General features: G+C 48.0%; 9 protein-coding genes. 7 read left to right on the forward strand and 2 right to left on the reverse strand.

The annotated features are described in order from the left end of the window. Positions 1-57: 57 nt before the first annotated feature. Positions 58-1374: a gluconate:H+ symporter gene (locus GK108_RS30175; RefSeq protein ID WP_163955325.1), complete on the reverse strand. Its 1317-nt coding sequence runs from the start codon at positions 1372-1374 to the stop codon at positions 58-60. 141 nt (positions 1375-1515) lie between these two features. Here GK108_RS30175 and GK108_RS30180 point away from each other — a divergent pair, with 141 nt between their 5' ends. The 6 genes from GK108_RS30180 to GK108_RS30205 all read left to right on the forward strand — a co-directional run bounded on the left by GK108_RS30180 (position 1516) and on the right by GK108_RS30205 (position 10080). Continuing rightward, on the forward strand, positions 1516-3795 hold the full coding sequence (locus GK108_RS30180) for a GH92 family glycosyl hydrolase (protein WP_163955326.1): 2280 nt from the start codon (positions 1516-1518) through the stop codon (positions 3793-3795). A gap of 257 nt (positions 3796-4052) precedes the next feature. Further along, the gene (locus GK108_RS30185; RefSeq protein ID WP_163955327.1) at positions 4053-4613 is read left to right on the forward strand and encodes an RNA polymerase sigma factor; all 561 of its coding nucleotides are present in this window, start codon (positions 4053-4055) and stop codon (positions 4611-4613) included. Next, on the forward strand, positions 4610-5413 hold the full coding sequence (locus GK108_RS30190; protein WP_163955328.1) for an anti-sigma factor: 804 nt from the start codon (positions 4610-4612) through the stop codon (positions 5411-5413). The genes GK108_RS30185 and GK108_RS30190 overlap by 4 nt, the downstream gene beginning before the upstream one ends. A 138-nt stretch (positions 5414-5551) precedes the next feature. Beyond that, the gene (gene msrB / locus GK108_RS30195; protein WP_163955329.1) at positions 5552-6064 is read left to right on the forward strand and encodes a peptide-methionine (R)-S-oxide reductase MsrB; all 513 of its coding nucleotides are present in this window, start codon (positions 5552-5554) and stop codon (positions 6062-6064) included. Between the two features lie 259 nt (positions 6065-6323). Further along, positions 6324-8906 (forward strand): penicillin-binding protein 1A, encoded by a 2583-nt coding sequence (locus tag GK108_RS30200; protein WP_163955330.1) that lies wholly within the window; start codon positions 6324-6326, stop codon positions 8904-8906. Between the two features lie 259 nt (positions 8907-9165). Further along, on the forward strand, positions 9166-10080 hold the full coding sequence (locus GK108_RS30205; RefSeq protein WP_163955331.1) for a pirin family protein: 915 nt from the start codon (positions 9166-9168) through the stop codon (positions 10078-10080). 16 nt (positions 10081-10096) lie between these two features. Here the strand turns inward: GK108_RS30205 and GK108_RS30210 are convergent, their stop codons facing one another. Further along, positions 10097-11113, reverse strand: a complete 1017-nt coding sequence (locus GK108_RS30210) for a GntR family transcriptional regulator (RefSeq protein WP_163955332.1) — start codon at positions 11111-11113, stop codon at positions 10097-10099. A 409-nt stretch (positions 11114-11522) separates the two neighbouring features. Between GK108_RS30210 and GK108_RS30215 the strand changes: the two genes are divergently transcribed. Next, entirely contained in the window at positions 11523-14762 is a 3240-nt protein-coding gene (locus GK108_RS30215; protein ID WP_163955333.1) for a SusC/RagA family TonB-linked outer membrane protein, read from the forward strand. Positions 14763-14793 lie beyond the last annotated feature (31 nt).

The raw sequence follows: 14793 nt of genomic DNA on the forward strand, positions 1-14793 counted from the left end.
TTAAAAACATTTTTAACACCAACTTTGACAAAGTTAAAAGTTCAGTTCAAGATCGAACTAATGAACAAACAAGCTTAACGCCATTACCCCAGCCAGACCAGTTACTGATACCAGCGTTTCCATAATCGACCAGGTTTTTAATGTATCGGCCATCGATAACTGAAAATACTCGCGAAACAGCCAAAAGCCCGTGTCGTTCACGTGCGAGAACATCATACTCCCCGCGCCAATACTCAGCACCATCAGGTTAGGATCAACGCCGGTCGATGTCAATAAAGGAACCATAAAGCCAGCCGTTGTAATACCCGAAACGGTCGAAGACCCAACGCATACGCGAATGACCGCTGCCATGCACCAGGCCAGTACATAGGGATGCAGTGACGAACCGTTCATCAGATCGGCAATGTTCTGGCTTACGCCACCGTCGGTCAGTACTTGTTTCAAGGCGCCAGCTCCGCCAAAAATCAGAAACAACATGGCCACTTCTTTTACCGACTCCCCAAGCAGCGTTGTTACGTTGGTTATCGATTTTCCCCGTTGCGTTCCTAACGTAACGCCTGCCACCAATACCGATACTAACATACTGACCGTTGGCTCCCCGATTGTCAGAATCACCTGCTGGATAACCGAACCGGCAGGTAGGAACGGCGTTAAGACCGTACTAAATCCAATTAACAGAATCGGTAGCAAAACCGTAAAAAAACTAACCGCTACTGATGGCATTTGATCGTCGGTCAGCTCGTCGGCCATAAACGCCTTGTTCGGTAACGTAGTGTACCGCTTCAAGGTCGATCCAAACAAAGCGCCCGAAACAAGAATAGCGGGAATCGAGACGATAATTCCGTAAAACAGCGTCAGACCCATATCAGCATTGAACTGTTTCAGAATAGCCAGTGGTGCCGGATGTGGAGGCAGGTAACCCTGTGTTACCGATAAGGAAGCCAGCATTGGCAGGCCGATGTACAGAGCAGGGAGTTTGTAGCGATAGGCAACGGTGATGACCAACGGAGCCAGCAGCATGAAACCAACCGAATAAAATAAAGGCAAACCTACGATAAAGCCCGTCACCATGAATGCCCAGCGTGCGTGCTTTGTCCCTACCAGCGACATCATTGTAACCGCAATCTGCTGAGCCGCTCCGCTGGTTGCTACCAGTTTGCCCAACATGGCACCCAGCGCAATAATGCTCATGATCGAACCGAGCGTACCACCAATACCTTTTTGAATCGAATCCAGAATCGCCATCGGAGCCAGGCCAAGCGCCAGCCCGACGCCCATTGATACAAGCAGAAAGGCCAGAAACGTGTGCAGCCGTACGTATGAAATCAACGCAATCAGTACGAGAATGGCAAGGGTAGTGATTAGTAAGGGCATAGCCTCAAAAGATGCATACGAAACAGATTTACTACGTTCCGCCAGCAGGTATTTCGTTTATAGTCCGCTTCCGCTACGTATCTACATCCCCACAATTTTCCTGTACTTTCGCCTGACGTTACGTAGTCCTGATTGATCATTATGCAAAAACTAGTTTACCTGTTTCTAGCGACTATTCTTTCTGTTACCACTTACGCACAACCCAGCAGTGACCTGATCGAACTAGTCAATCCGCTCATTGGTACCGACTCAAAACCCAGCTTATCGAATGGTAATACGTATCCGGCTGTAGCCCTACCCTGGGGCATGAACTTCTGGATGCCACAGACCGGCAAAATGGGCAATGGCTGGGCTTATACCTACGCAGCCGACAAAATCCGGGGCTTTAAACAAACCCACCAGCCATCGCCCTGGATGAACGATTACGGCCAGTTTTCGATCATGCCCATGACGGGTAAACTACGGATCGATGAAGACGAGCGAGCCAGCTGGTATTCTCACAAGGCCGAAACAGCGAAGGCGTACTACTATAGCGTTTACCTGGCCGACCACGATGTTACGACCGAAATAGCACCCACCGAACGAGCCGCCAGTTTCCGGTTTACCTTCCCCAAAACCGATAGTTCTTTTGTTGTTATCGATGCGTTCGACAAAGGCTCATACATCAAAGTCCTTCCCAAAGAACACAAAATCATCGGCTATACCACCCGGAACAGTGGTGGCGTTCCCGCCAATTTCAAAAATTACTTTGTCATTTATTTCGACAAGGCCTTCTCATCGGCTCAAACCTGGCACGATAAAACGATTGCGAAAGACACGCTGGAATTAAATGCCAACCATGCCGGGGCAGTTGTTGGTTTTAAAACGACCAAAGGTGAGCAGGTTCACGCCCGCGTGGCGTCGTCGTTTATCAGTTTTGACCAGGCCGAGCAGAATCTGAAAGAACTGGGCAACGATACGTTCGACGTAGTGAAACAGAAAGCCAAAGCGGCCTGGAACAAAGAGCTGAATCGGATTCAGGTGGAAGGCGGATCACTGGCTCAACGGCAGACGTTCTACTCCTGCCTGTATCGGTCGCTGCTTTTTCCGCGCAAATTCTTTGAACTCGACGCCAACAAAAAAGTCGTTCATTATAGCCCTTATAATGGTCAGGTATTACCCGGCTATATGTTCACCGACACCGGGTTCTGGGATACGTTCCGATCGATGTTTCCATTCCTGAACCTGATGTATCCATCGCTCAATACGCAGATGCAGGAAGGGCTGGCCAACGCCTATAAAGAAGGCGGCTGGCTCCCGGAATGGGCAAGTCCTGGACTACGTAACACGATGATTGGCTCGAACTCCGCTTCGGTCATTGCCGATGCTTACCTGAAGGGCCTTCGTGGTTACGACATCAATGCGCTCTACGAAGCGGTTCTGAAAAATTCGGAAAACGAAGGACCAATGGATGCCGTTGGGCGTCGGGGAGCGGCCTATTACAACAAGCTCGGCTACGTACCCTACGACGTACAGATCAACGAAAATGCGGCCCGAACGCTGGAATACGCGTACGACGATTTCGCCATTTATCAGCTAGCCAAAGCCTTAAAACGCCCACAGGCCGAAATTGATCGATTCGCCAAACGCTGCCAGAATTACCGAAACCTGTATGACAAACAAAGCGGGCTGATGCGGGGTAAAAACCAGAACGGTACGTTCCAGTCGCCGTTTAATCCTTTCAAATGGGGAGATGCCTTTACTGAAGGCAACAGCTGGCATTACACCTGGTCGGTTTTTCACGACGTACAGGGCTTAATAAAGCTAATGGGCGGCAATCAGAAGTTTGTGACCAAACTCGATTCCGTTTTTACGATTCCGCCTGTTTATGACGAAAGTTACTACGGCAGTGTGATTCACGAAATTCGCGAAATGCAGATTGCGAATATGGGCCAGTATGCACATGGCAACCAACCCATTCAGCACATGATTTACCTGTACAATTACGCTGGCGAACCCTGGAAAGCGCAATACTGGCTTCGTGAGGTCATGAATCGGCTCTACCTGCCAACACCGGATGGCTACTGCGGTGATGAGGACAATGGCCAAACATCAGCCTGGTACGTTTTTACGGCCATGGGATTTTACCCAGTCTGCCCTGCTACGGATCAGTACGTAACCGGAGCGCCGTTATTCCAAAAAGTTACCGCTACGCTGGAGAATGGCAAACAACTTATCATCAATGCACCAAACAACAGCGACCAGAATCGGTATATCAACGTTATGCGAATAAATGGGCAGGAGTATAGTAAAAACTGGCTGAGTCATCAGGAGCTACAGCAAGGTGCCATTATCGATATCGATATGACAGCGACTCCTAATAAAAAACGGGGCACTCAGCCTGCCGACTTCCCGTATTCGTTTTCGGCTGAGCTGAAGTAAAACAGACAGGCTAACTGCTTTTTGTATGGTCAGTTAACTGAAACTGGCCATACAAAAGAGAAGGCATTAATCAGCAGGGCTACCTGGATCATATTCTGTTCGAATCTTATTTTAGAAGAGACCGCCTAATAAATATTAATTAACAAAATGCCGGAATAATCCTTATCTATTCTAGCAAAATCGCTCTATTTATCGTCTTAATCCTTATTTGATTATACTTTCAATTCCATATATTTGGCTCATCTAACCTTATCCATGTGAAACGTCAGTCATCCTTAGTATCGGAAAGTGTTCTAATCGAGAAGCTGAACAGGCGCGATGAACAGGCTTTCCATTGGCTGTACGACCAATACTCGCCCGCTCTTTATGGTGTTGTTCTTCGTATTGTACGCGATGAGGAGCAAGCCCAGGATCTTGTCCAGGATATTTTTGTAAAAATCTGGAAAAACTTAGACGCCTACGACGCTAGTAAAGGTCGGCTGTTTACGTGGATGCTGAACGTAGCCCGTAATACAGCGATAGACGCCATTCGCGCCAGAAAAACGCAACCATCTCCTTCTAACGCAATCCGAACCGACGAAGATAACGTACATATTGTCGATCGTCAATATAATACCGAACAACCCAATCCCGAACATATTGGTATTAAGGAAGTCGTTAGCCAGTTACGTCCTGAACGCAGAGAATTAATTGACCTGGTTTATTTCGGAGGGTATACCCACGAAGAAGCCGCCGACGAATTAAAACTGCCGTTAGGGACGGTTAAAACCCGCATTCGCGCTGCGTTGCAGGAACTAAAACAATTATTCAAATCATGAATGTAACGGAGTATATAGAGTCTGGCATTTTAGAATCCTACGTTGTGGGCGCAGTAAGCGAACAGGAACGGCGTGAGGTTCAGTGCTTGTCGTCTATTTACCCTGAGATCCAGCAAGAGCTGGATCAGTTAGCTTTATCCCTCGAAAACTACGCGCTGCTACACAGCGTTGAACCGCCTGCGGATTTAAAGTCGCGGATCATGGCCGAGCTTACGTTTGAGCAATCGACAGAGCCAATTATCCGTCCTATGCCTGTCGATTTCACAACAGATCGGCCCACGTTCAAAGCCTCCTGGATTGTAGCCGCTTCGGTTGGCCTGTTAATGTTTGTTCTTTCGTTCTTTCTGTTAGCGCGTCTTCGCTCCAACCAGGATTCGCTGGCGAAGTTACAAAACGCCAATAGCTCGCTTCAGAAAGAAGTGACCCAACTGAAAGATCAGCAGCAGCTACTAGCTTTGCTACGTCAGCCGGGTAGCCGTACGGTGGCCCTGCATGGCAATGAGAAAGCACCCAATGGCGATATGCTTGTTTTCTGGAACCCTAAAACACGGGAAGTTGCGGTGGAAGTCCACTCATTGCCCGCGCTCCAGCCTGACCAGCAGTATCAGCTTTGGTCGCTGGTAGGCGGTAAACCCGTTGACGCGGGCGTCTTCGATGCCACCACGGCTAATCAGCAGATTCAAAAACTAAGACGACAGATCGACCGGGCCGATGCGTTTGCCGTTACGGTCGAAAAACGCGGAGGTAGTCCCACACCAACCCTCACTACGTTGCTGGCGATGGCCAACGTAGATGCCTGAACGATACCCAACGTTTTCTTGTTTTTACGGTAGCGGGAAAACCTTATTTTCCGTCGTTATGCCCGGCCTGTTGTTAACTGGCAGCTAACGTCCAATGCCTGATGTGATCCGTTTTCGTGTACCTTCTATAATCAACCGATGAGAAACGTCCTGTTTTTTTTAGTGTCTGTCTGTTTACTATCGAGCTTCATCGCCCTGCCCAATCGGTCGTTGACTACTATACCAACTCAGGGCAAGCCAACGGCAGATGGGAAGCCTGGTCGTCGGGTCGTTAAAACCGACGCCGAATGGAAAAAAATCCTGACCCCGAATCAATATGCTGTTTTGCGGGAGCATGGCACCGAACGGGCTTTTACGAGCCCCCTCAACGACATTCATGATCGGGGTACGTTCTACTGTGCTGCCTGTCATAATCCGTTGTTTTCATCGACCACCAAGTTTGATTCAGGAACTGGCTGGCCAAGTTTCTACGCTCCTATATCCAAAACGGCGGTAAAGGACTTAGTCGATAAAAGCTACGGCATGGTACGGACGGAGGTAACCTGCAGCGTCTGCGGTAGCCACCTCGGCCACGTATTTGAGGATGGCCCTAAGCCAACCGGACTTCGTTATTGTATGAATGGCGTGGCCATGACGTTCGAGAAGAAATAATCCTTTCTGTTTTCATTTGCCGATAAAGTAAACAACAGAGCAACATACTAGAAAAGAAGCCTACTTTTGGTCTATTAGCCTGTATGGTCTATTTTTATATAGCCAGTCTCCAGTAGGGACTGGCTTTTTTATATCACTTAGCCCGAAAATACGTTATATTTGAAGCCCGGTGGCTGTACTACATAGCCGGGACTATAGCCGGAGTTTTAGCCCTCTGGCAGTTTCATCCCATAACCGAGAACATACAGCCTTAAAACGCATGAGTGAATACAGGGAGCGATTCCGCGCCGTCCGACACGCATTTGGAGCGTTTCGGCGACGGATCAGGCAACGTCAGCAACAATTGGGCGGGGTCAGGCGCGGAGTTGGCCGACAAATTTACCGACAGACGGCACGGCTTGCCGGTGAAGAACGGGTTAGTTCATGGGTATCTACCTACCAAGAATACCGCGAGCGTCTACGCTCATTTATCCACCAGTATATAGATCCTGACGCCTGGTATTACCCCTACGTAAAGCATGGACTAAAATGGAGTCTGATTGCTGTACTGGCCCTTGGCTTTTACGTATTCACCCTGAATTATAACTTCCTGTACCTGACGGGCGAAATGCCCAGTGTTGAAGAGCTGAAAAATCCGAAACTCAATCAATCGTCAGAGATTTACTCGCAGGATGGCGTAATGATTGGTAAGTTCTACGCCGAAAATCGAACACCAATCAAATACGAGAATATCCCGAAACAGCTTATCAATGCACTAGTTGCTACAGAAGATGCCCGCTTTTATGAGCACGGTGGTGTTGACCTCCGCGCCATAGGCCGGGTTGTATTTAGTTTCGGCGGTGAAGGGGGTGGCTCAACCATTACGCAGCAGTTGGCCAAAAATCTATTTAAGACGCGTCGAAAAACAACTTCTGGCATTTTAACCCGGATTCCCTTTGTTCGTAAAGTCATTTACAAATCGAAGGAATGGCTGATGGCACTGAAGTTGGAGCGTAATTTCACGAAGGAGGAAATCATTACGTATTACTTCAACACGGTCGACTTTGGCAGTAACGCATTTGGGCTTAAAACGGCAGCCCGCACCTTTTTCAACAAAGTGCCCGACAGTTTAAACGTACAGGAAGGCGCTGTTCTGGTCGGCCTGCAAAAAGCTACCACGAGTTATAACCCACTCCGAAATCCAAAGCGTTCGAAAGAACGTCGGAATGTGGTTCTGGGGCAGATGGCCAAATATAAATACCTGACCAAAAACCAGGCAGACTCCATCAGTACCTTACCACTCCTGACCGATTATACCCCCGAGAATCCTTATTCTGGACCGGCTAGCTATCTAAAAAATGCCGTACAGGATTACGTAAAGAAATGGGGTGAAGAAAACGGATATGACCTCTATACCGACGGACTACGTATCATTACGACGGTCGACTCACGAATGCAGAAATACGCGGAGGAAGCAACCAGCGATAAAATGAAGCAGTTGCAGCGTACATTCGACAACCACTGGCGCGGACGAAACCCATGGACAGACGAAGACGGAAATGAACTACCGGGTTTTATTGATTCCGTAGCCAAGCGAACAGAACGCTACAAAACCCTGAGTCGCCGGTTTATGCCGCTTTATCCCGACTCGATCATGTACTACATGAAAAATGTCAAGTACAAAATGCGGGTGTTTAGCTGGACGAGCAAGCGCGGCTACGATTCAACCGAAATGACTCCTTACGATTCCATTGCCTACTACAAACATTTTTTGCAGTCGGGCATGGTGGCGATGGACCCTCATAATGGCTATATCCGGGCCTGGGTTGGTGGCTTAGACTATGATTATTTTAAATATGATCACGTCAAGCAAGGGAAACGGCAGCCAGGATCAACGTTCAAACCTTTTGTTTACACGACGGCTATCGACGACTCGCTGGTCAATTTAAGCCCCTGCGACCGAATTGAAGATCGACCTTTCCGCAAAGAGTTTATCAATGCCAAGGGAGAAGAAGATGTCTGGGAGCCCCGAAATTCGACCGGCTACTATACGTATTCAAATATGACCCTCCGGCGGGCACTGGCCCGTTCCGTAAACTCGATTACGGCCCAGTTGACCGACCGTGTCACCCCTGAACGCGTGGCTGCCTATGCCCATCGAATGGGTATCAAGAGTCCGCTGGCCGCTGTTCCCTCCATCGGTTTAGGTTCATCAGACGTATCACTTTATGAGCTGGTTGGCGCCTACTGCACATTTATCAACGATGGCGAAGCCATTGAACCCCTCATTGTTCAGCGGATAGAAGATCGGGACGGCAACGTCATCGAAACATTCACCGCAAAAACCAAACGAGCCATCAGCCCCGAATCGGCCTTCCTGATGCGGTATATGCTCCAGGGCGGACTACAGGAATCGGGCGGTACATCTCAAAGCCTATGGTCGTTTGACTTGTTCAAAAATCGCAACGAAATGGGCGGAAAAACCGGTACTACGTCCAACAACTCCGATGGTTGGTTTGTTGGTGTTTCGGAAAAACTGGTCGTTGGTGCCTGGGTCGGTGGCGATGATCGAAGTATTCACTTCCGCTCTACGGACCTTGGCGAAGGAGCTAAAACAGCGCTGCCCCTGGTAGGCCGGTTTCTGGAGAAAGTATATGCCGATCCAAAATTCAAGAACTTACAGGGCCCATTTGCTAAACCAGCGTTCACAATCACGAAAAACTATTTGAACTGCGGGCCTAACGGCGATGAAAGTGAAGAAGTCTCGGATTCGACAGCGACTGATCTTGGCGACTCAACTCTAATTCAAACGCCAGTACAGGAACCAACCGTTCCGCCCGATACCACCGGCAATCCAGAATAAACCCTTACCTGAGAGCCTGGCCACTGTTGCCGGGCTTTTTTATTTATTCAAAGTTAGCGGTAGTGGGTACGTGACAGACTATGAAATCACTTGTCCTTCCGTAAATTAGATGTAAAAGCGGCTGTAAGCGAACCGAATTCACTTTTGATTACCTTGCTACGTAACAATCCGGCTGAAATGAGGATAGATACGTAGCAGCTCTGCCCCAAAATTTAAAAACAAAGATTCAGTACGTAACCATAGAAACGTAGCAATTATCATGTTAGATATAGTCATTGATGCACGTCAGGCTTCATTAGGCAATGGCTTTACTGTACGCCGAATTCTCCCTTATCGACTGCGTCGGATGCTCGGGCCTTTCATTTTTATGGATCATGGTGGGCCCGTCAATATTGTTCCTTCGGAGGTAGCGAACATGGACGTCCTTCCCCACCCGCATATTGGTCTCTCAACCGTTAGTTATCTGTTCGATGGTCAGGTAACCCACCGCGATAGTCTGGGCGTTCAACAGGTGATTCGGCCGGGCGAGGTCAACTGGATGACGGCCGGAAGCGGTATTGCTCACTCCGAGCGGTTTGAAGATCCGGCCATGCTGGCGGGTGGTACGCTGGAAATGATTCAGACATGGGTAGCTCTACCCGAAGCCGTTGAAGATAGTGCCCCTACTTTTGACAACTATCAACCGCATGAGTTGCCTATCTATACCGATAAAGGCGTTTGGATGCGTTTGATAGCGGGCAATGCGTTTGGGCTACAAAACGACGTCAAGACGCATTCTCCCTTATTTTATACGCATGTTGTCTTACAACCTGGCGCCCGTTTTGGCCTGCCTACAGGGTACCCGGAACGCGGAGCCTATGTGGCTAAAGGAAGTGTAGAAGTAAATGGGCACCGCTACGGTGCCGGTCAGTTGCTGGTGTTTACGCCCGGCATCGACCCTATTCTGATTGCTCATGAATCCTGTACACTGATGCTGCTGGGTGGAGAACCTCTGGGAGAACGGTTCATCTGGTGGAACTTCGTTTCGTCCCGGCGCGAGCGTATTGAACAAGCGAAAGCAGACTGGCAGGCCGGTCGAATTGCGTTACCACCTAACGATAATGATGAGTTTATACCGCTTCCGCAGGATAACTCAAAACCAGCTGGTAGTCCACCTCCTCCAGCCTTGTCATAAACCCTGGAACGTTACATTACAAGGACTTTCGAACAATCAACTGAAACGGATTTTCGATATGCTCTACACTGCCATCAAGGACAAGTTGCGCAGCTGTGCGCCCCATCTGTGCGAAATCAGTAGATAACACTGTAATTCCTTCCAGCAGAAACTCTTTTAAAGGCGTTTCGTTGTACGACAAAATACCGACCTCCTGCCCAACAATGTAGGGGGTCATTTTAATTTTTTTGATCAGCTCTACCAGGTCTTCTTCCATCAAATTGATGTAAGCCTGCTGTGGATGGATCGTCTCTTGCTGGATGTCGTCAATAACACGGGTATTGAAGTTATGCTCGTAACAAAACTTGTAAAACCCGTTCAAAATGGCTTTTGGATGGTAGGTATAAGACGGGAAAAGTATACTCAACGTTTTGTACTTTTTCAGGAGAGGCAGGGCCTCAGTCAGCGCCTGATAGAGGTCTTTTTCAAAATTCTGAAACACAGCGGCATAATTGCCCGATACCCCTTCAAGCAACTTGTCCATGATGACAAGCTTATGCTTCGGCAGGCTATTTATTAACTCATTGGCCTTTTCCCCACCTTCGAAAAAATGGCCAATAATAACGTAATGCGTATGATTTCGGGCCTGCCGTTCAATCAGATCACGGAATAGCCGAAAGTCGTTATTGTAAATAAAAAAGTCGATGGCAACTCCAGGCCCAAGTCCTTCTACAAAAGAGTCATAAATGATCTTTTTGTGAGCACTTAGTTTATTAAATAATAAAAATATTTTAAGATTTCGGCCGGTATTGGTGTAATTGATGTAATAGCCTTTCCCTCTGACCGCTTCGATAATTTCTTTCTCTTTCAGCAGTTCATAGGCTCGCTCTATAGTGCCTTTCGATATATCAAATTCAGCACACAGTTCATGGATTGACGGCAATTTATCGCCAGGTATAATATCCCGATTTTCTATTCCCTCTATGATGGAGTTATAAATCTGCTGATACTTTGGCGTATTTGAGTAATCGTTGATCTTAATATGACGTAACATAAATCAGTAGTTGATTCAGACCAGCACAACTGAGACTCTTTTCTCTCCGCTACTAATCATAATTCATCCGGTGCTATAAGTCTACTCATTGGAATAAGGCAATCCTAGATAATACCTACTATCATCTGCCGGTTGCTTATTCGTTAAAGCGATGCCTAGTCGCCACATTTAGGGTAAGTTACTTAGCCATCCGAATCTACCAGCAACAATTAGTTGACCCTTTATTGACATCTGCTACAATCTGTAAATATTACATAAATAAGAAATTTTCATGAATTTATACAGATAGTTATAAAAGTGGGTAAGTATAGGAAAGTTAGGGAGTGTGCGGCTGTCATATTTGACCACTGCATTGATCTATCAAAAGCTCAATCTATTCTATTAACTCCTATCTCTTAATCTGATTTTCATGAAAACACTCTATCAATTAGCTGCGCTAAGTATGATGGTAGGTGCCTCTCCTGGCTTCGCTCAGGGGGGTCAGACAACCTCGCCAAAAGGAAGCAAGCAAGCTGCTGAACAATTGTTAGCACTAAACACCCCCAGCCTGGCAAGAATAGCCGTAAAAGCGACCACTGCCGACATTCGAGTGACTGGGCAGGTGGTCGACGAAAAAGGGAATAGCCTACCTGGCGTGAGCGTCGTGATCAAAGGAAGTACCAAAGGATCAACCACCGACGAACAAGGCAATTTCCAGATTGTAGTTCCTAACCCGCAGACGACACTGGTATTCAGCTTTGTAGGGTACCAGAGCAAAGAAATTGTAGTGGGCAACCAAACAACGCTAAGCGTAGCGTTAGTGAACGACGATCAGACACTGAACGAAGTAGTGGTTGTAGGCTACGGTAGCCAGTTGAAAAAAGAAGTAACGGGTGCGGTTCAGACCGTTAGTGCTGCCGAAATTAAAGATTTACCCGTATCGCAGATCGGCCAGAAACTACAGGGCCGACTGGCGGGTGTTCAGATTAACCAGGCCACTGGTAAACCCGGCCAGGGCATTAGCATTCGTATCCGAGGCCAGGTGTCGGTAACGGCTGGTAGCGATCCTCTATACGTAGTTGATGGTTTCCCCATTACCGGCAATATTGCTCAGTTGAACCCCGACGAAATTGAGGATCTGTCGGTCCTGAAAGACGCAGCGTCTACGTCATTGTACGGTTCGCGGGCTGCTAACGGGGTGGTTCTGATTACCACCAAAAAAGGGAAGCCTGGTCAGACCAATATTAGCTTCACGGCTTATGCGGGCGTACAGAAAGTACCACAACGTGGTCGGGTTAAAATGCTGAATGCCGTTGAATTTGCGCAGTTCAAGAAAGAATTTTACGAAGATCAGCTTCAGCCTGTCCCTGACATTTTCCAGAACCCAGCCCAATATGAAGGCAAGAATAACGATTGGTATGATGCGCTGCTACGGGTTGCTCCCATTCAGAGCTACAACCTGAGCGTATCAAACAATACGGAAAAATCGAATACGTCGCTGGTTGCCGGTGTTTTCAATCAGGACGGGGTTGTGCTGAATAACAAATACAAGCGTTATTCGCTACGTATGAATTCGAACTACAACCTGTCGAAGCGGGTTGCGGTAGGCTTTAACGTAGCACCCAGCTACGTATTCGATAACACTCCCCGTACAGATGGTGACCGGGGTACGGGTATTTTATTCAACGCCTTGCACACCTGGCCAATCATGCCGATCTACGATGCCAACGGCGAGCTAACTAAATTCAATACGTTGCCAAGCAGTACAGGGAACATTTTTAACTATCCTAACTGGGTTCGGGCAGCCAATGAATTGATTAACGAAACCAAAAACACGAATCTGCTGGCAAACGCCTATGTTCAGTATCGCCCTATTGAGGGTTTAACACTCAAATCGACGATAAACGTTGAATATCAGAACTCTAAGTTCTTTTATTTCAACCCGTCGACGGCTACCAGCTCGATTAACGTACCGATTCCAACCACAGCTTCTTCAACCCGGCAGAGCCTCGAAAACATTTCCTGGCTGAACGAAAACTTAGCAACGTATTCGAAGAGCTTCAACGACCACAATTTTGAACTGTTGGCTGGTTTCACGAATCAGCAATACCGTCAGGAGTTTACCCGTATTTCGGCCAATACGTATGCCGACGACCGCCTGCCAACCATTCAGGGGGCCCTGAACATCGATCGTAGCGGCAACCCGAATGCAACCCGTAACGATATAAACCAGTGGTCATTAACGTCTTATCTATCTCGACTGACCTATAACTACAAAGGTAAATATCTGTTTACAGCTGCCGTCCGGGCCGATGGTTCGTCGCGGTTTGGTACCAATAATCGCTGGGGTACATTCCCGTCAGCCTCGGTAGGCTGGGTTGTTTCGGACGAAGATTTCCTGAAAACCGTACCGCAAGTTTCGTTTGCTAAAGTCCGGGCTAGTTACGGTGTAATTGGCAACAACAATATTGGTAACTACACCCAGTACGCGCTTGTCAATAATACGACCAATGCCGTTTTTGGCGGCAACGTAGCAACAGGAGCCGTCGTTACGTCGCTGGCAAACCCCAACTTAGGCTGGGAAACAACGAATCAGTTCGACGCTGGTCTTGATCTGGGCTTGTTTAACGATCGCATCCAGTTCATTTACGATTTCTACACGAAGCGGACAACCAACCTGCTCTATGCGGTGCAGGTTCCGCAGGAATCAGGCTTTACGAACTTTAACGATAACATCGGTGAAATCAAGTTCTGGGGGCATGAATTCTCGCTGACCACCAAGAATACAACCGGCAGACTGAAATGGACAACCAACGCCAACATTTCGTTCAACCGGAACCGCGTGCAGGAACTGGCTCCAGGCATCGACCGGGTTTATGGCTCCTTCCACATCACGCAGGTAGGACAGCCTTTTGGGCAGTTTTATGGTCTGGTGAAACAAGGCTATTACATGAGTGCCGAAGAGCTACGGACTTCCGCTATTATTCCAGGACGTTCGGCCATCGGTACTATTAAGTTCCAGGATGTCAACGGTGATGGTGTCATTACAAACGGTGGCGACAGAGACGATCGGGCCATTATCGGTAGCCCATTCCCCAAATTCACTTACGGTATCACTAATGATCTGAAATTTGGCAACTTCGATTTCTCGATCACAGGTTCCGGCTCGTACGGCAACCAATTATGGGTTCGCCACCTGTATAGCACGGCTAACCTGGATGGCGTATTCAACATGGTGGCAGGCGTAAAAGACCGGTTCCGTGTTCAGAATGCTCTTGTTAATGTGAATGGCGTGCAGACCAGTGTGGCTACGACGGTGATTACCCCAGGCGCTGGCCAGTTTGGCGCAACGAACAATGGTGGAAACTATACTGGTATCGAACGCGACTGGAACAGCTCACAGTTTGTAGCCGATGCCTCGTTCTTCACCATCAAGAATATAACCTTAGGGTATAACATTGGCGCTGTAAACAAGCTCTTCAAGTCGGCTCGTGTGTATGCATCAGTACAGCAGGCGTACGTATTTACCAAATACTGGGGTGGTCCAAACCCAGAAACGAGTGGTAATGGCGCCGGCGATGGCGATGGTGGTAACCTCAGCCAGGGCGTTGACTTTTCGAACTATCCAGTTCCACGTACCTACACGCTGGGTGTTAACCTGAATTTCTAAACAGACAGGTCAATTTAACTCATTGTCAACT

It is taken from the genome of Spirosoma terrae (assembly GCF_010435915.1).
GTDB lineage: Bacteria > Bacteroidota > Bacteroidia > Cytophagales > Spirosomataceae > Spirosoma > Spirosoma terrae.